The sequence below is a fragment of the Halobacillus sp. H74 genome, assembly GCF_052246715.1.
Taxonomy (GTDB): Bacteria; Bacillota; Bacilli; order Bacillales; family Halobacillaceae; genus Halobacillus; species Halobacillus litoralis_A.
Map to the genome: position 1 here is coordinate 201,811 of NZ_JBQQCI010000002.1, position 18,490 is coordinate 220,300.

The 18,490-nt window shown below is 42.6% G+C and carries 18 protein-coding genes; 14 read left to right on the top strand and 4 right to left on the bottom strand.

What is annotated here, in order from left to right:
- Positions 1-9 precede the first annotated feature (9 nt).
- From miaB to mutL, 5 genes are all read left to right on the top strand, one after another.
- On the top strand, positions 10-1,581 hold the full coding sequence (gene miaB, locus ACTWPX_RS04235) for a tRNA (N6-isopentenyl adenosine(37)-C2)-methylthiotransferase MiaB (protein WP_443118634.1): 1,572 nt from the start codon (positions 10-12) through the stop codon (positions 1,579-1,581).
- The gene (locus tag ACTWPX_RS04240) at positions 1,582-2,007 is read left to right on the top strand and encodes a RicAFT regulatory complex protein RicA family protein (RefSeq protein WP_443118635.1); all 426 of its coding nucleotides are present in this window, start codon (positions 1,582-1,584) and stop codon (positions 2,005-2,007) included.
- A gap of 170 nt (positions 2,008-2,177) precedes the next feature.
- Positions 2,178-2,750, top strand: a complete 573-nt coding sequence (locus ACTWPX_RS04245; protein ID WP_443118636.1) for an outer spore coat protein CotE — start codon at positions 2,178-2,180, stop codon at positions 2,748-2,750.
- 315 nt (positions 2,751-3,065) lie between these two features.
- Positions 3,066-5,645: a DNA mismatch repair protein MutS gene (gene mutS / locus ACTWPX_RS04250; RefSeq protein ID WP_443118637.1), complete on the top strand. Its 2,580-nt coding sequence runs from the start codon at positions 3,066-3,068 to the stop codon at positions 5,643-5,645.
- Positions 5,646-5,659: 14 nt separating this feature from the next.
- Positions 5,660-7,516 (top strand): DNA mismatch repair endonuclease MutL, encoded by a 1,857-nt coding sequence (gene mutL, locus ACTWPX_RS04255; RefSeq protein ID WP_443118638.1) that lies wholly within the window; start codon positions 5,660-5,662, stop codon positions 7,514-7,516.
- Positions 7,517-7,549: 33 nt separating this feature from the next.
- Here the strand turns inward: mutL and ACTWPX_RS04260 are convergent, their stop codons facing one another.
- Together ACTWPX_RS04260 and ACTWPX_RS04265 are read right to left on the bottom strand one after the other, a co-directional pair.
- The gene (locus tag ACTWPX_RS04260; RefSeq protein WP_443118639.1) at positions 7,550-7,699 is read right to left on the bottom strand and encodes a hypothetical protein; all 150 of its coding nucleotides are present in this window, start codon (positions 7,697-7,699) and stop codon (positions 7,550-7,552) included.
- Between the two features lie 279 nt (positions 7,700-7,978).
- Positions 7,979-8,338, bottom strand: a complete 360-nt coding sequence (locus tag ACTWPX_RS04265; RefSeq protein WP_443118640.1) for a helix-turn-helix domain-containing protein — start codon at positions 8,336-8,338, stop codon at positions 7,979-7,981.
- Between the two features lie 189 nt (positions 8,339-8,527).
- On the opposite strand from ACTWPX_RS04265, the gene miaA reads away from it, so the two are divergent.
- From miaA to glnA, 7 genes are all read left to right on the top strand, one after another.
- A complete protein-coding gene (gene miaA, locus ACTWPX_RS04270; protein WP_443118641.1) occupies positions 8,528-9,457 on the top strand; it encodes a tRNA (adenosine(37)-N6)-dimethylallyltransferase MiaA in 930 nt (309 codons plus the stop codon).
- Positions 9,458-9,502: 45 nt separating this feature from the next.
- Positions 9,503-9,727 (top strand): RNA chaperone Hfq, encoded by a 225-nt coding sequence (gene hfq / locus ACTWPX_RS04275; RefSeq protein WP_128522681.1) that lies wholly within the window; start codon positions 9,503-9,505, stop codon positions 9,725-9,727.
- A gap of 134 nt (positions 9,728-9,861) precedes the next feature.
- Positions 9,862-10,803, top strand: coding sequence for an AAA family ATPase (locus ACTWPX_RS04280; RefSeq protein ID WP_241655915.1), 942 nt, complete (start codon positions 9,862-9,864; stop codon positions 10,801-10,803).
- 75 nt (positions 10,804-10,878) lie between these two features.
- Positions 10,879-12,114 (top strand): GTPase HflX, encoded by a 1,236-nt coding sequence (hflX, locus tag ACTWPX_RS04285; protein WP_443118642.1) that lies wholly within the window; start codon positions 10,879-10,881, stop codon positions 12,112-12,114.
- A gap of 18 nt (positions 12,115-12,132) precedes the next feature.
- Positions 12,133-13,383 (top strand): methionine gamma-lyase family protein, encoded by a 1,251-nt coding sequence (locus ACTWPX_RS04290; protein ID WP_443118643.1) that lies wholly within the window; start codon positions 12,133-12,135, stop codon positions 13,381-13,383.
- Between the two features lie 125 nt (positions 13,384-13,508).
- Positions 13,509-13,913 (top strand): MerR family transcriptional regulator, encoded by a 405-nt coding sequence (locus ACTWPX_RS04295; protein WP_128522678.1) that lies wholly within the window; start codon positions 13,509-13,511, stop codon positions 13,911-13,913.
- Between the two features lie 24 nt (positions 13,914-13,937).
- Positions 13,938-15,269 carry a type I glutamate--ammonia ligase gene (gene glnA / locus ACTWPX_RS04300; RefSeq protein WP_443118644.1) on the top strand — a complete coding sequence of 444 codons (1,332 nt, stop codon included), beginning with the start codon at positions 13,938-13,940 and terminating at the stop codon, positions 15,267-15,269.
- Between the two features lie 225 nt (positions 15,270-15,494).
- Here glnA and ACTWPX_RS04305 read toward each other — a convergent pair whose 3' ends face one another.
- Both ACTWPX_RS04305 and lexA read right to left on the bottom strand, forming a co-directional pair.
- Positions 15,495-16,046 (bottom strand): CotY/CotZ family spore coat protein, encoded by a 552-nt coding sequence (locus tag ACTWPX_RS04305; RefSeq protein WP_443118645.1) that lies wholly within the window; start codon positions 16,044-16,046, stop codon positions 15,495-15,497.
- Between the two features lie 259 nt (positions 16,047-16,305).
- Entirely contained in the window at positions 16,306-16,929 is a 624-nt protein-coding gene (gene lexA / locus ACTWPX_RS04310; protein ID WP_128522675.1) for a transcriptional repressor LexA, read from the bottom strand.
- A gap of 317 nt (positions 16,930-17,246) precedes the next feature.
- On the opposite strand from lexA, the gene ACTWPX_RS04315 reads away from it, so the two are divergent.
- On the top strand, positions 17,247-17,897 hold the full coding sequence (locus ACTWPX_RS04315) for a YneB family resolvase-like protein (protein WP_443118646.1): 651 nt from the start codon (positions 17,247-17,249) through the stop codon (positions 17,895-17,897).
- A 96-nt stretch (positions 17,898-17,993) separates the two neighbouring features.
- On the top strand, positions 17,994-18,227 hold the full coding sequence (locus ACTWPX_RS04320) for a DUF896 domain-containing protein (protein WP_443118647.1): 234 nt from the start codon (positions 17,994-17,996) through the stop codon (positions 18,225-18,227).
- The last annotated feature ends 263 nt before the right edge of the window (positions 18,228-18,490 follow it).

Genomic DNA, 18,490 nt, shown 5'->3' on the forward strand with positions numbered 1-18,490 from the left:
GAGATCACAATGAACGAACAACAGCGTAAAGAAACGTCGCAAATTCGTCAGGTAAATCAAGAAGAACAAACGTCTGACCAAGACAATCTGAATCGTCTAAAAGAAAAGACGAGTGAAGATTTTGTAAAATATTTCGAAACAACTTATCAACCACCTAATATGAGAGATGCCCAGCGTCGTAAACGGAAAGAGACCGACGTGCATTATGACTTCGAAATCCCTGAAGATATGGATCACTCCGGTAAAGGTAAAAAGTATATGATCCGTACATACGGGTGCCAAATGAATGAGCACGATACTGAAGTCATGGCTGGAATTTTCGAAGAAATGGGTTACGAAGCTACGAAAGATACAAAAGAAGCAGATATCATATTACTGAATACATGTGCGATCAGGGAGAATGCGGAAAACAAAGTGTTTGGGGAAATCGGACACTTGAAGCCTTTGAAAATGGAGAATCCTAATTTGATCATCGGTATTTGTGGCTGCATGTCACAAGAAGAATCCGTGGTCAATCGTATTCTGAAAAAACACCCATTCATTGATTTGATTTTCGGCACACACAATATCCACAGACTTCCCCAGCTTGTCAAAGAAGCGATGTTCGGAAAAGAAATGGTTATTGATGTGTGGTCAAAAGAAGGGGACATTATTGAAAACCTTCCGCGTTCCCGTAAAGGGAATATCAAAGCATGGGTGAACATCATGTACGGTTGTGACAAGTTCTGTACGTACTGCATTGTTCCGTATACTCGTGGGAAAGAACGAAGTCGTCTGCCGAAAGATATTATTCAAGAAGTTCGTCATTTAGCTGCTCAAGGATATAAAGAAATCACTTTACTGGGCCAGAATGTCAATGCATATGGCAAAGATCTCGACATTGAATATGGTTTAGGAGACTTGATGGATGAACTTCGCGGCATCGACATTCCTCGTGTCCGGTTTACGACATCACATCCACGCGATTTTGATGACCGGCTGATTGAAGTGCTGGCTAAGGGTGGCAATATGCTTGATCATATACACCTCCCTGTACAGTCAGGTAACTCAGAGGTCCTGAAAATCATGGGTCGAAAATACTCCAGGGAAGAATATCTTGAGCTTGTAGAAAGAATTCGGACAGCGATGCCTGAAGCTACACTGACAACAGATATCATCGTAGGGTTTCCGAATGAAACAGAAGAGCAATTCCAGGATACATTATCACTAGTGGAAGAAGTCGGCTTCGAAGCTGCTTACACCTTCATTTATTCGCCGCGTGAAAACACACCGGCAGCAAAAATGAAAGATAATGTTTCGATGGAAGAGAAAAAAGACCGTCTTCAAAGACTCAACAAAATTGTCAATCAACAATCTGCTGACGCCATGAAGGAATATGAAGGGGAAATCGTTCATGTACTCGTGGAAGGGGAAAGTAAAACCAACCCTGATGTATTAGCCGGTTATACCAAACGAAATAAATTAGTGAACTTCAGAGCTCCCCGGGCTGCGATTGGACAGATCCTCCCTGTAAAAATAATAAAAGCAAAAACCTGGTCTCTTGATGGAGAAATGGTTGAATTAAACGCAGAGGTGAAATAAATGGCACAATATACAAGAAAAGAAGTCGTAGATGAAGCACATAAATTAGCGAAAATGATGGCGGAAATTGAAGAAATCGATCGCTTTAAACAACTCGAAGCAAAACTGAACGACAATCAAAAAGTTCAATCCCATATAAAGAAAATCAAAGCTTTGCAAAAACAAGCCGTCAATTTTCAAGCTTATGGTAAGACTGAAGCCTTGCAAAAAATTGAAAAAGAGATCGATCGTCTGCAAGATGAACTGGATGGGGTTCCGGTTGTTGCGGAATTCAAAGAATCGCAAACTGTTATCAATGATATTCTTCAAATGATTTCAAACACCATTTCCCGTGAAGTTACGAATGAAGTAATTCGCTCGACTGGGGGAGATGTTCTGCAAGGGGAAACAGGTTCTCACAAACAAAGTAATGGCTGCAGCCGTTGATGCATATACATCCGTCAGAGGGTTTTTCTCTCTGGCGGATTTTTTTCGTACAATTTTATGGGCTCGTGCATAGAATGAATTAAACACGTCCTTAAGTCATGTTCCTGTTAGTCACCATTCGCCCAATCCTTGCATAGGATGGGTGGTAGAATAAGGAGGAATGAAACCCTATGTCTTTTTTTGAGCGGGATTACAGAGAAATCATTACCAAGGCTGTAATCGGAAAAGGTAAAAAGTTTACAGAATCAACACACACAATCAGTCCTTCGCATCGGCCGACAAGCATTCTAGGTTGTTGGGTCATCAACCACATTTACAATGCGAAGAAGAAAGGGGATCACGTCGAGGTTTCAGGCAGTTATGACATCAACGTCTGGTATTCGTATAATGACAATACGAAAACAGAGGTAGTCACAGAGCGTGTCAGCTATTGCGATCACGTCAAATTGGCTGTCAAAGATGATAATTGCGTACATGATGAATTTGAGGTGATTGCCAAGGTCGTCCAACAACCGAACTGTCTGGAAGCAAACATCACTGGAAATGGTCAGAAAATCGTTGTAGAAGTAGAGAGAGAGTTTATCGTCGATGTCATTGGTGAAACGAAATTGTGCGTAAAAGTCGATCCACATGGTTGCGACAACAAAGGTGATTATGAGTACGACTTGTCTTCCGATGATTTTTCTGCTATTGAAACGGACTTCCTTCCATCATCTTCAAGTAGTCATGATAAAAAAGATTGACCTGTTGATTCCTTGCTGTCCCAGCGAGGATTTCTTTTTTTTTTGCTGTCTTTTACTCATTTTGATTTTTCAATGATTCAAAAGCAGGTTTTAAAGTATCCGTATGTAAAGTAAATCCAACTTCAACTATAGCGGGGGATGCGGGATCGATTTTTATGCAAAAGTACTCAGTTCTTAGTATGTGGAAGGACCTTATCAAATGATTTCGGAGCAGTGTCGATGATGGATCTGGTAAGCTTTTGCGTTTCAAGCCGGCTTGCCGTGTGTGCTATAATAAGGACATAATCAATACGTACGCTTTGGAGGACTGACCTTATGGCACAATATACACCAATGATGCAGCAATACTTAAAGATCAAAGCAGAACAAAAGGATGCGTTCCTTTTCTTTCGTTTAGGTGATTTTTATGAATTGTTTTTTGATGATGCGTTAAAAGCATCCCAAGAACTGGAAATTACATTGACAAGTCGTGATGGAGGGTCGAATGATCGAATCCCTATGTGTGGTGTACCCTACCATTCAGCCGAAAATTACATAAGACAGTTGATTGAAAAAGGTTTCAAAGTAGCCATTTGTGAGCAAGTCGAGGACCCTAAGACTGCTAAAGGAGTGGTCAGGCGTGAAGTGGTCCAGTTGATTACGCCTGGTACTGTAATGGAAGGAAGTATGCTGAACGAAAAAGAGAACAATTACTTAGCCTCTTTAAGTGCTTTTCCTGATGGTTCATATACGGTAAGCTACAATGACCTGACAACAGGAGAAAATAGTGTTGCACTCATTCCTGGCGGTTTTGACGCTGCATTGAGTGAATTGTACAGCCGTCCCGTAAAGGAAGTCGTCGTAGCTTCAGATTTTCAAGACAGCCAACAGGAAATGCTGGCAGACCGGTTAGGCTATACCGTCTCCTATCAGGACGAAACCGAAATTCAAACCGAATTTCACCCACTTGTCAAAGAGCTTCATCAGGATAAGCTCCTTGTAGGCTTCGGAAGGCTGCTCAACTATATCCAGCATACCCAGAAAAGAACCTTGGGTCACCTGCAACCTGTCAGCGTCATCGAACTGAAGGAATATATGACATTGGATATGTACTCTAAGCGAAACCTGGAGTTGCTGGAAACTTTAAGGAAACAAGGCAAAGCGGGAAGTCTGCTTTCTGTAGTAGACAAGACCATTACCTCGATGGGTGCCAGAATGTTGAAAAAATGGATGGAGCGTCCGTTGTTATCACAGGATGCAATTTCCGAGCGGCATAATCAGGTGGAAGGTTTCCTTGCACAATTTTTCGAAAGGGAAACGCTTCGGGAAGAATTGACTTCTGTCTATGATTTGGAACGGTTGGCCGGGCGTGTGGCATATGGGAATGTCAATGCAAGAGATCTTGTTCAGTTACGGAACTCCCTTAACAGAATCCCGGGGATACTGTATACTCTATCTCAATTTGACCACCCTTCGATTCGTGAACTTTATGAAACCGTCAATCCGCTTGAAGATTTGAAAGACTTGTTGGAAGAAAGCATCAGCGAAGATCCTCCGATTACGATCAAAGAAGGGGACTTAATCCGTGATGGATATCATACACAATTAGATGAGTATCGGGATGCATCGAAAAATGGAAAGCAGTGGATCGCTCAGTTAGAACAAAAAGAGAGAGAAGCGACCGGTATCAAATCATTGAAAATCGGCTACAATCGGGTGTTCGGTTATTATATTGAAGTGACGAAAGCGAACTTGCGTCATTTGCCGGAAGGAATGTATGAACGCAAGCAGACATTGACAAATGCGGAGCGCTTTATTACTCCTGAGCTGAAAGAAAAAGAAACGATGATCTTAGAAGCTCAAGATAAAAGTGTAGAATTGGAATATGAACTTTTCCTGGAAATTAGAGAAAAGGTGAAGGCATTTGTCCAGGAACTTCAAAATCTTGCTGATCAAATCAGTCGCGTAGACGTCCTGCAAAGTTTCGCTCAAGTAGCAGAGGCCAATCAATATGTCCGCCCTTCATATGGAGAAGAACGGATTGTTGATATCAAACAAGGCCGCCACCCAGTAGTAGAAAAAGTTATGCAGGACGGAACCTTTGTCCCTAACGATATTTATATGGATGAGGAAACGGATGTTCTGCTTATTACTGGCCCTAATATGTCAGGGAAAAGTACTTATATGCGGCAACTGGCTTTGACGGCGATTTTAGGGCAGATGGGTTGTTTCGTTCCATGTGAATCAGCTTCCCTGCCGATTTTCGATCAGATTTTCACCAGGATCGGAGCGGCAGATGATCTTGTTTCAGGACATAGTACGTTTATGGTGGAAATGCTTGAAGCCAATCACGCGCTAAGTAATGCGACAGAGAATAGTATGATTCTCCTCGATGAAATCGGTCGGGGCACAAGCACATACGATGGTATGGCTTTGGCTCAAGCGATCGTTGAATATATACATGGGAAAATCAAAGCTAAAACATTATTTTCCACCCACTATCATGAGCTTACAACGCTTGATGAACAGTTAGAGCGATTGAAGAATGTCCATGTCCGTGCAGAAGAATATGAAGGGAATGTCGTATTCCTTCACCAAATCAAAGAAGGTCCCGCTGATGAAAGTTATGGTATTCACGTGGCTAAGCTTGCCGAGCTGCCAGAAGTGTTAATTGATCGTGCCTCACAGCTGCTGCATCAGTTGGAAAATACCTCTGCTGGCGATGAAGCAGCAGCAACAAGTGAAACTGATGAACAGCTGAGTCTTTTCATAGAAGAGAAAAAAGAGAAGCCTGCTGAGAAAAAAGCGAATCCATCATCCATTGAAAAGCAATTGAAAGCAATGGATCTAATGGAAATGACTCCGATGGATGCAATGAACGAGTTATACCGTTTGCAAAAACGTATCAAGTCTTAAAGGGGGGAACAGAGATGGCGCGTATCCGACTGATGCCTGACCATTTAGCCAATAAAATAGCTGCTGGAGAAGTCGTCGAACGCCCTGCCTCTGTCGTGAAAGAGCTGGTAGAAAACAGTGTTGATGCAGGGGCGACATGGGTGAAAGTCGATTTGATGGAAGCTGGTTTACAGCGTATCCGGATCATAGACAATGGTGCAGGGATGGAAAAAGAAGATGTAGAACGTGCATTTCATCGACACGCCACAAGTAAGATCATGGATGAGAATGATCTGTTCCATGTGCGTACACTAGGTTTTCGGGGAGAAGCTCTTGCCAGTATCGCAGCAGTCAGCCGGCTGAGCGTCCAAACATCGACCGGCGACCAGGCAGGAACAAAGCTGGAATTTGAAGGAGGGACACTCCTTCAGCAAGGAAAAAGTGATGCGCGACAAGGGACGGATATTACCGTAGAAGAACTTTTCTTCAATACTCCGGCTCGATTGAAGTATATGAAAACCATCCATACAGAACTGGGCCACATTACTGATGTTCTTAACCGGATGGCGCTGGCTAATCCGGAAATCCAGTTCACCTGCACTCATAACGAAAAACAAATATTCAAAACAAATGGACGCGGGGAGCTTCTTCAAGTCGTTGCGAATATATATGGCATGAATGTCGCAAAAAAAATGGTTCCCGTGGAAGCGGAAACGGCAGATTTCAAAGTGAAGGGTTATATTGCTAAACCAGAAGTCTACAGAGCCTCCCGTCAATACATGTCTACAGTCATAAACGGACGTTTTATCCGCAGTATCCCATTAAATAAAGCAATCCTCGGTGGGTATCATACCCTCTTGCCTATTGGGAAAAGCCCGGTTGTCGTTTTGAATATCGATATGGACCCCATTCTTGTTGATGTGAACGTTCATCCATCTAAGTTAGAAGTAAGGTTCAGTAAGGAAAAGGAATTGTTCGAGTTGATCGAAGATACGATCAGACAGGCTTTTCGTAAACAAACACTCATCCCGGATGTCCAGGAGACAAAAGCCAAACCGAAAAAAGAAAAATCTCACCAGGGTTCTTTTGATTTATACGAAACTCGTAAAGAAGAGGCCCACCGGCAGAGGGAGACGGCAGCAGATCATCTGTTCGAAACCTCTCAGCACGAGCCCCTTCACCATGATTCTTATAATGCAGAACAAGATGAACTTGTAAAAGAGATGGCTGCCTATGAAACCGGAATCGAAAAGCCGGAAGAGGACCCTGAAGCCCATGAAAAAGTAAGTCCTCCTGAAAAAGGGGGCAACCGGGTGCCGACTATGTATCCGATCGGCCAGCTTCACGGGACTTATATCATGGCTCAAAACGAAGATGGATTGTACATCATTGATCAACATGCCGCTCAAGAGAGGATCAAATATGAGTTCTTCCGTGATAAATTGAAAGAAGTCGATCATGAAGTGCAAGAGCTTCTTGTACCTATGACGTTTGATTTCTCTAAACAAGAATGTTTACGGATTGAAGAATTCAGAGAAGATTTAGAAAAAGCGGGACTCTTTTTTGAAACTTTCGGTGAAACCAGTTACATCATCAGGAGCCATCCGCAATGGTTTCCGAAAGGTTTTGAGCAGGAAGTGATCGATGAGATGATCCAGCAATTGATGAATGAGGATCGCATCGATATTCTCAAGCTGAGAGAAGAAGCGGCGATACTCATGTCATGCAAACGTTCCATAAAAGCGAACCATTATCTTAATCAATCAGATATGTTTCAGTTGTTGGAGGATTTAAGAAAATCGACTGATCCATTCACCTGCCCGCATGGCCGCCCGATCATCGTTTTCTTTTCCGAGTATGAAATGGAAAAAATGTTCAAGCGAGTAATGTAAAACCCTTTTCATCTCTAGAGGACCTGTTAAATTTTATTGTTGCTTCACACGAATCGCTTGTCGGTGAATGTTGGCCGCGGGCACGGCCTCAGTTAACCGGGTCCAGAAGATTCCTTGACCAAATGGATCTTCCGGCCCGGTGTCCCCGCAGGCGTGACCACCGAACAAGCATCGTGGAATCAATGAGGCCCTCTAAGTGTAAAAGGGATGGTGGCGATATTCACCGTCAATGTCAAAAAGAACGCTAAAGCTCATGGAGAAGTAAGAGCTCGATTGACTCCGAAATAAAGAAGCCGCGTTGGACGATTTTATCGTCCAACGCGGCTTCTTTACATCTATGCATAACTCAGAAAGTTGCAGTTCTTCAGTAGGCTCCCTCAGCGGAGCCTCTTTTTGTTTTTATGTTTACATAATATTTTTATGATTGCTTTTTATTTTATCCACTTATTAGAGTAGGGGAAGTCAGGAAATATCTTTTTGTTGGAGTAAGAAACGGAAATAATTATCTATCTGCTTAATGTCATCAGGTTGAATGCCGAACCATGCTTTTTTATCGAAAAAGACTGGTTTGTTGTAACCCTTTGTTTCCAGGAGCTGCTTGATTTCGCGCATTTCATCTTCAAATTCATCACTTAAACCGAGAAGATAATCTGCAGTGGTATGAAGAGAGTGGGCGATTTTTGTCAAATCCTCCAGATCTGGAGATGTATAATTACGCTCCCAGTTCGATACGACTTGTGCCGAGACACCGACTTTTTCAGCTAACATCGATTGTGTAAAACGTCTCTCTTTTCTAAGCGAACGAATTCTTTCATGAACCACTTAAGACGCCTCCTTTTCTATACTATAACACAGACTAACGAAATGCGATACCATGACTAACGGATATTTTGATTTTCACTAACGGTAATCGTTAGTTGTGGTAACGGTTTACGTTAGTTTACGTCTTGATGTATGATTGTAGAGCCATTCATGTATAATAGGTAGCAGCAAAGAGTAGGAGGTGGAAATATGAAACCTTTAGTCATTTCGGTGGTTGGACCGACAGCGGTCGGTAAATCGAAATTAGGAGTCAAAATCGCTGAACGCTTTGATGGTGAGGTGATTAGCGGTGATTCCATGCAGGTTTACAGGACGATGGATATCGGGACTGCTAAAATCACTGAAGAAGAGATGGGTGGTATACCGCACCATATGATCGATATCAAAGATCCGGATGAAAGTTTTTCTGTGGCTGAATTTCAGGCGGATGTCCAGGAATTGATTAACGACGTCTATGAACGTGGGAAGGTTCCCGTTCTCGTCGGGGGGACAGGTTTATACATACAGGCTACATTGGAAGACTTCAATTTTTCAGATGTGAAGAAAGATGCGGAGGTTATCAAGCGCTTGGAAAAGGAACTCGAAGAAAAGGGCAAAGAGTATATGTTCGAACGTCTTCATGCAGTCGATCCCCAACAGGCGAATCGGATTCATCCTAACAATGAACGGCGTTTGATTCGTGCCCTGGAGCTGTATGAGACTACAGGACAGGTCATGAGTGAGTATCATAAGGAGCAGGTTGGAGAATCTCCTTTCCGCCCGGTTATGATCGGTTTGGAGATGGATAGAGAGCTGTTATATCGTCGTATCAACCGGAGAGTCGATCAAATGGTCGAAGAAGGATTAGTGGAAGAGGTTCAACGACTCTACAAGCAAGGTTTGACTGAAGCGCAATCCATGAAAGCGATCGGTTACAAAGAATTGCTCCCTTATTTTCGAGGAGAGTATAGCCTTGCTCGTTCCATCGAGCTGTTGAAACGAAATTCAAGACGGTACGCAAAGCGTCAATACACGTACTTTAAAAATAAAATGGAGATTCAATGGTATGAAATCGATGAGAACAATTACAATGATAAATTTGAAACTATTTTAGACGATTTAGCAGGAAAGATAGGCTAAAACGTAGAAACGTATTATTACAGATAGAAAAGAGGAGGAAGATCCATGGCCCAATCGGTTAATATCCAAGACAATTATTTGAATCAATTAAGAAAAGAACGTATGCAGGTGACTGTCTTTCTGCTTAATGGTTTCCAATTGAGAGGCGTCATCAAAGCATTTGACAACTTTACTGTGCTCCTTGAAACTGATGGTAAGCAACAATTGATATTTAAACACGCCATTTCGACATTCGCACCAATGAAAAATGTGTCGTTGGATAAAGAATAGCGGTTAATCGCTGCAAACGAGAACAATGTGGGAGTCCTTTTCGGGGCTCCCATTTTGATGTGTTTTAAAGGTGGGCATTTGTCACAGTATCTCTTCCTTCAACGTATGATGAAGGAGAATGAGGAGGGATCGATGTGCATCCGCAAGCAAAAGCAGCGAAGCCTGGCGCGATCAATATCGTCTTGAATGATACAAAAGATAGAGCTGTCCCTGATCCGAGGAAGGACGTGCGGGAACAGCCGGCAACCCCTTTTCGTAGAATTGATGAATTTTTTTCTACTATTATAGGTATGCAGGATTTAAAAAAGCGCATGAAAGAAATCTATGCGCAGGTTTTAATTACTCAAAAAAGGAAAGACGCCGGTCTGAAAGCCAACCCCCAGGTGTTACACATGGTTTTCAAAGGGAACCCCGGCACAGGAAAAACGACAGTAGCCCGGATGGTGGCTGCATTGTTTCAAGAAATCGATGTTCTGGAAAAGGGGCATTTTATTGAAGCTGACCGGAGTGATTTAGTCGGTGAGTATATCGGTCACACCGCTCAAAAAACGAAAGAATTGATTCGTAAAGCTCTCGGTGGGGTACTTTTCATAGATGAAGCTTACTCGCTTGCCCGCGGAGGAGAGAAGGACTTCGGTAAAGAAGCTATTGATACGCTGGTGAAATGTATGGAAGACCACCATGATGAATTGATCATCATCCTGGCAGGATACCCTGATGAAATGGATGATTTTTTGACGATCAATCCCGGCTTAGCTTCAAGGTTCCCGATTCAGCTTTCTTTTTCCAATTATAATCCCGAAGAACTTTCGGCTATCGCTTTTGGGATGATCGAGGAAAGGGAATATTGTTTAACAAAAGAAGCAAAAAGAAAATTGCATCAGCATTTACAGTCTGTATGCTGGGAGAAACGTGAGAATTTTTCCAATGCGAGGTATGTAAGAAACCTTATTGAAGAAGCTATACGAAAGCATGCATGGCGTGTGATCGGTAGTCCTAATCCCAAGAAAACAACCTTGATGACACTGCAGTCAGAAGATTTCAATGTGCAGACTAAACATACCTACATCCACTAGTGAGCGATATGATTCTTTTCTGTTGCTTTTTTGTTATGATGGGTGGGGTGAAGATGTAGAAAAGTAGGTGTAAGGATGAGTGAAAAAGAATTAGTCGTGTTAGTTGCAAGAAAAGATCCTGACGAATTGGAGGACCGCTTTCAGTCCTCCTTGAAAGAACTTCAATCTTTGACTGAAACAGCTGATGGTGAAGTCGCTAAGATCATCACACAAAAGCGAGAGCGGGTTCACCCGGCTACATATCTGGGCGAAGGGAAATTAGAAGAAATCAAACAGGAAGCGGATGACTCGGGCGCGGAGCTCGTTATTTTCAATGACGAGCTTTCCCCAGGCCAACTTCGGAATATTTCTGAAAAGGTTGGACGCCGAGTCATTGACCGCAGCCAGTTGATTTTAGATATTTTTGCTTCTCGAGCCCGGACAAAAGAAGGAAAATTGCAGGTCGAACTTGCTCAGTTACAATATTTGCTGCCACGCCTGGCTGGTCAAGGGACAGAGATGTCACGCCTTGGTGGGGGAATAGGGACGCGGGGGCCTGGTGAAACAAAGCTGGAAAGTGACCGCCGTCACATCCGTCGCCGAATTGATGACATTAAGAAGCGGCTGGATGCTGTAGTTAAACAACGGGAGCAATACCGTAAGCGCCGCAAAGACAACCGCGCTTTTCAAATAGCGATTGTCGGTTATACGAATGCCGGAAAATCAACATTTTTCAATCGCGTAACTGAAAGCCAGTCTTTTGAGGAAGATCTGCTGTTCGCCACTCTCGATCCTTTAACTAGACAAGTGAGTCTCCCATCAGGGTTCCAAGCGTTAGTTTCAGATACAGTTGGCTTCATTCAAGATCTACCGACAACATTGGTCGCTGCCTTTCGTTCGACTTTGGAAGAGGTGACAGAAGCTGATTTCGTTCTGCATATGGTGGATGCTTCCCACCCGGACCACCTTCAACAGGAGAAAACGGTATTGAAGCTGCTGGAGGATTTGGGGGCCGATCATTTACCCGTTCTGACTGTGTATAATAAAAAAGATTTACTCACGGAGGACTTCATTCCTGATGCCTATCCTTCTTTGACCGTCAGTGTGCATGACCCGATTGATTTAAAGCGGGTATTGAATAAGATCGAAAGAGTACTCCAGGAAGAATGGCATGAATACGATGTGTTTGTACATGCTTCAGAAGGGAAGAGGCTGCAGCAATTCAAATCATACAGTATGGTTACCTCCATGCATTTTTATGAAGAGAAAGAAGGATATGCGCTACATGGATTCATCCATCCAGCCCACCCTCTGAAACATCAGATATTATAATGTTAGGAAGAGAACAACATGGACTTGAAAGAAATTAAGTTGAATACAGAACAACAAATAGCGGCGCAACATGCCAAAGTGAATAAAATCGTCGAATCCAATCAAGAAAAAGTCTTACACGCCTTTCAAAAATTACGAGTCAGTGACTCCCATTTCAATCCGACCACAGGGTACGGCTATGATGATTTCGGGCGAGACACATTAGAGGCTCTTTATGCGGAGATTTTCGATGCGGAGGATGCCCTCGTACGCCCTCAATTGATTTCAGGGACACACGCAATAACTACGGCGTTATTTGGAGTGCTGCGGCCAGGGGATGAGCTCCTGTACATCTCCGGGGAACCGTATGACACACTTGAAGAAGTTATAGGGACATCCGGGAATAAGGACAAAGGTTCGTTGAAGGATTTTGGAGTTACTTATCAATCTGTCCCATTAACCGCGGAAGGGTCCTTCGATGAAGCAAAGATAAGTGAATCGGTAAAGAGTGAGACAAAGGTAGTGGCGATCCAGCGTTCAAAAGGCTATGACGACAGACCATCATTCAATATAGAACGAATAGCGTCCATCATTAAGTATATCCGTAGTCTGAAGAAGGATGTCATCGTATTTGTCGACAACTGTTATGGCGAATTTGTAGAAACAAAGGAACCTTTGGAGGCAGGAGCCGATTTGATTGCGGGATCTTTAATTAAAAACCCGGGAGGAGGAATTACCCGCATTGGGGGATACATAGCCGGGAGAAAAAGATTGATCGAACAGTGCAGTTACCGCTTGACTGCCCCGGGGTTAGGGAAAGAAACCGGTGCAAGTCTCAATAGTCTTCAAGAAATGTACCAGGGAATATTCCTCGCCCCCCACATTGTCGGAGAGGCATTGAAGGGTGCGATATTTTCTGCCAGGTTCCTTGATCTGCTGGGATTCCATACAAGCCCTCCCTTTGATGCGGAGCGCACCGATTTAATCCAATCTGTCAACTTTGAAACTGCAGAACAGATGATCCGATTCTGTCAAACCATCCAGCAGGCATCACCGATAAATTCCCATGTCAAACCTCAACCGAGCGCAATGCCGGGATATGAAGATGAAGTTATCATGGCAGCAGGAACTTTCATTCAAGGAGCAAGTTTGGAGTTGACAGCAGATGGACCGATCCGCCCGCCATATACTGCCTTTGTACAAGGCGGGCTGACTTACGCTCATGTCAAAATAGCTGTCTTGAATGCTGCTGGACAATTGATAGAAGAAGGAATGGTTAAGCTTGATTAAAAGCGCAGGTTAACGACCTGTTTCACTTGTTAAATTTACTTATGTGAACATTCCTCACATATGTTGACATATACCTTGCTTGAAGTATAATTAAAGTATCATTCTTATGGGGAGGAGGCACATCGATGAGTGATGAAATTCGTCGTTCAATGCCCTTGTTCCCGATGGGGATTGTTCAATCTTTAACAGACCTTACTGCTCGGCAAATCCGGTATTATGAACAGCATCAGCTGATTCATCCGGCCCGATCAGAAGGGAACCGCCGTATGTTCTCATTCAATGACGTCGATCGATTGTTAGAAATCAAAGACCTTATTGATCAAGGAGTGAACATGGCGGGGATTAAAAAAGTTCTTAAGCTTGATAAACAGCCAGAGAACCAGGCTTACGATGAAGAACAAATTCAGGAAGTCCATAATGAACTGACTGAAAAAGAACTTCGTCGTATGCTCCAACAAGAACTATTCACAGCGGGAAGGCAAGGTAAATTGGGAATCAGGCAGGGAGAAATGTCTAGATTCTTCCATTAATTAGTGTTGAGAGGGGAAGATGTAATGGGTTTGACAAAAGAAGAAATTTACAAAAAAATCGATGAGGAAAATGTCCGGTTCATTCGGTTGCAGTTCACTGATATGCTGGGCACAATCAAAAACGTGGAAATTCCACTAAGCCAATTAGATAAAGCATTAGATGGAATGATGATGTTCGATGGATCTTCTATTGAAGGTTTCGTTCGAATTGAAGAGTCCGATATGTACTTAGTACCGGACCTGGACTCATTCGTCGTTTTCCCATGGACTTCCGAAAAGGGGAAAGTGGCACGATTCATTTGTGACATTTACAACCCAGATAAAACGCCTTTTGAAGGTTGCCCGCGCTATAATCTGAAGCGAAACATTAAGAAAATGGAGAAACTTGGTTTCTCTGCGTTCAATATTGGAACAGAACCAGAATTCTTCCTGTTTAAATTGGATGAAAAAGGAAATCCTACGATGGAGCTCAATGATAAAGGTGGATATTTTGATTTAGCACCGACCGATTTGGGCGAGAACTGTCGTCGGGATATCGTTCTTGAACTTGAAGAAATAGGTTTTGAAATTGAAGCTTCCCACCACGAAGTAGCTCCGGGACAGCACGAGATTGACTTTAAATACTCCGATGCTGTGAAACATTGTGATGACATTCAGACATTTAAACTGGTTGTCAAAACGATTGCACGTCAACATGGTTTACATGCTACATTCATGCCTAAACCATTATTCGGTGTAAATGGATCCGGGATGCACGCAAACATGTCCCTATTCAATAAAGATGGTAACGCCTTCTTTGAAGAAAATGGAAAAGAGCAGCTCTCTGAAGTAGCTTACCAGTTCACAGCAGGAATCATTAAACACGCAACAAACTTCACAGCCGTGACGAATCCTACAGTCAACTCGTATAAGCGTCTAGTTCCAGGATATGAAGCGCCATGTTATGTCGCCTGGTCTGGACAAAACCGAAGCCCGCTTGTACGTGTACCGACTTCACGTGGGTTAAGCACACGTATCGAAGTACGTAGTGTCGATCCAGCGGCCAACCCTTATATGGCCATGGCGGTATTGCTTGCGGCCGGACTCGACGGTGTGGAAAATAAATTAGAAGCCCCAGCACCTGTCGATCGTAATATCTACGTTATGGATAAAAAAGAACGTGAAGCTCATGGCGTGAAAGACCTTCCTGCTACCCTTTATGATGCGCTTGAAGAGTTGCAACAAGACCCGATCATGGTTGAAGCACTTGGGGAACACCTTTTCGAACACTTCATTGAAGCGAAGGAAATCGAATGGGATATGTTCCGTACTCAGGTTCATCCATGGGAACGTGAACAATACTTACAAACTTATTAATATTTACAAAAGCCTCAACACTCTTCGTGTTGAGGCTTTTTTGTACGCTGCGGGATGAATGGATACACCGCCCTGAAAAGATGAATAGAAAAGCTCCTTAGTTGGATTACTCTGTATAGTAGAGAGAAAGTAGCATGAATTTAAGTACCCGTCACACATAAATAAAACGACCTTATCATAGTGTAAGGTCGCTTTATCATTTAAATCATACAAGGTGTCCCCTGATTATTTAGCTTGCTGATTGCGTAGAGCATTAACAGCATTGATACCTGCTTGCATATTACTAGCAGTAGGTGTCATCGTTGTTGTTGGTGGGAAACACGTGATACCAGTGAAGTTACTAAGATCCACTTCTACACAAGCCCCTGTTGCAAACCATCCATCATATTCGATGAAGTCTAGCAATGAATCTGGTGTTTCGTCACACAAGCTCGGATACAGCAGTTCTAAAACCGCGCAGCATTTGTCATCCTCTTTGATTTTCTTAACACGGAAAAATGGAGACGGAATGGGACCGAAGCAGGATGTGTTGACATTTCTTACTCCCCAGGCAAAGTACGGAAGCAAACCGGAAAGTGCACTTTCACATCCACATAGAAGCATGAACGGAATCGTGTCATTTCCGTTCCCATTCGCTGCAGGAGAAAGCAAATCTCTTAGTGATTTCTCACATGAACCAGCACGACAGCAATCATTATTGGCAACTTCGTCCTGTGCTGCGGCAATTTTTCTTACCTTTTCACAGACACAGTTGCTTTTTTTACATTTACAACTCATTTATTTCACTCCTTTACACTATTTACTAATAGAGTATGAGAGAAATAGACAAGAGGATGGGAGATTGTCACGATGGAGAAGAAATGTGCGCTTGTACATAATGAAAGAGTCTAGTGGAAGGTCAGAAACTTATTATAGTCTTTTTGGAAACTGTAGCGTCATAATATATAGAAAGATTGATGGCCAGAGAAGTGAATGTACGATTCTATTTATAAATAGTATGAGATAGCAAAAAGACGAGGGGAATCCCCTCGTCTTTTTAATGAACTGTGCGATATAAACCGACGACTTTTCCTAGAATCGATACATCGTTCAAGATGATCGGTTCCATCGTGGCATTTTCAGGCTGAAGGCGGATATGGTTCTTCTCTTTAAAGAAGCGTTTGACAGTGGCTTCTTCATCTTCTGTCATTGCAACGACTATATCTCCATTTTGAGCTGTCTGCTGTTGTCTGACTATCACCATGTCTCCATTCAATATTCCTGCTTCGATCATACTTTCCCCTTGCACGATAAGGACGAATGTATTGTCGTCTGATCCTGCTAATGTGTCTGGGAGCGGCACGTATTCTTCGATATTTTCAACTGCAGTGATAGGAGACCCTGCCGTAACTTTACCTATCACTGGGGCATAAGAGGCTTCACTTCTCGGTATGCTATGATCTTCTTCTAATTCGATGACTTCTATTGCTCTTGGCTTAGTAGGATCCCGGCGGATATACCCTTTCTTCTCCAGTCTGGATAGATGTCCATGTACGGTAGAGCTGGAAGCCAGCCCGACAGATTCTCCGATTTCCCTTACTGATGGTGGATAACCTTTCATTAATACTTGTTCTTTAATAAAATCTAATATCTCTTGCTGCCGCTTTGAAAGTTTACTCATAGATTAGCACCTCGTACATAGGATTATAGTAACCACATTGTACCACGGTCATTTCAAAAACACAAACAAGCGTTCGAAAAATACAAGTTGACAAGAACACACATTCGTCTATAATGGTAATCAACAAATGCGAACACAGGTTCTAAGGGAACGTTCGTTCTTAAAACGGAGGGATTAATCATGTTCAACAAATTATCCAAACTTGATTACACTTATTTATTATTGTTCGTTGTGAGTTTTGCCTTTCTCTATTATTCTATGGTTACGAGCGGGTAAGAAATCAGTCGTAGAACTTATAGGAGGAAGGATCAGGCATCATGAAAGTACTATTATATTGTCGTGTCAGCACGGAAAAAGAGGCACAGGTAACCTCATTGAACAGACAAAAGACAGAGCTTGCAAACATGGCACAAGTCCATGGGATGGAAGTGGTCGAATGCATCCAAGAACAAGCGAGTGGGTATGACATCGAGCGCGAGGGGATTTTCCGCCTGCTGTCCTATTTTTCAGAAGGGGAAGCAGATGGTCTGCTGATCCAAGATGAAACCAGACTCGGGCGCGGGAATACGAAAATAGCACTTTTCCATCAATTGAATCGTTTGGAAGTGAAAATATTTTCCCTTTCCCATGAAGGGGAGCTGGAGCTTTCAGAATCTGACTCGATGGTCCTGCAAATCGTAGGCATTGTTGAAGAATATCAAAGAAAAATCCATAATATGAAAATACGCAGAGGGATGAGAAAAGCAGTAGATCATGGCTATGACCCGGCTTCCAACCTTTCGAATCAACATTTAGCCCCGGGACGTGAACGTATAGAATTTCCCATTGAAGAAGTAGTTCGTTTGCGAAGGAATAACCTGACGTTCAAAGATATCGCTGCCACTCTGAGAGGCTTGGGTTACGATGTTTCTAAAGCGACGGTCCACCGTAGATATAAGGAATATCTATCGCTTGAAAAAGAAGAATAAGCAAGTTAATATATACTTAAATGACAAGAGTCTTAAAGGCTGCTTGTCTTTTTCATGTTTTTACGGTCCAGACTATATATAAAGGAGTAGGATCTTATGTTATCCAAAGAGAAAATCAATCGAATCAACGAGTTAGCCAATAAATCAAAACAACAAGAATTGTCGAAAGAGGAAAAGAATGAACAACAGAAATTAAGACAAGAATATCTGAAAAATGCTCGTCAATCCTTTAAGAACCAATTGAAAGGTGTCACTGTCATCGATCCTGAAGGTACAGATGTTACACCGAAAAAACTTAAACAAATGCAGGAAAATGAGAAAAAGAACTAACTGTTTCCATGAGCACTCTATTGCAGTAGAGTGCTTTCTTTTTTGTTTCTCCCGGAAATTGAAAACGGCTATAACAAAATAGAAGAAAAGATACTGGTAAAGATTATTATGAAAGATCAATGACAACCTTTAATGAGACGCTCTTAGTCAGAGCTGAAAACCTCATCTTCCTGTTTTTGAATCACTCTTAAGGAACGTTTCAGTAGCGAATGAACGTCTGTTTAATTCCATCATTTAAGGGGAAAGTATAGGGAAGATCTTTA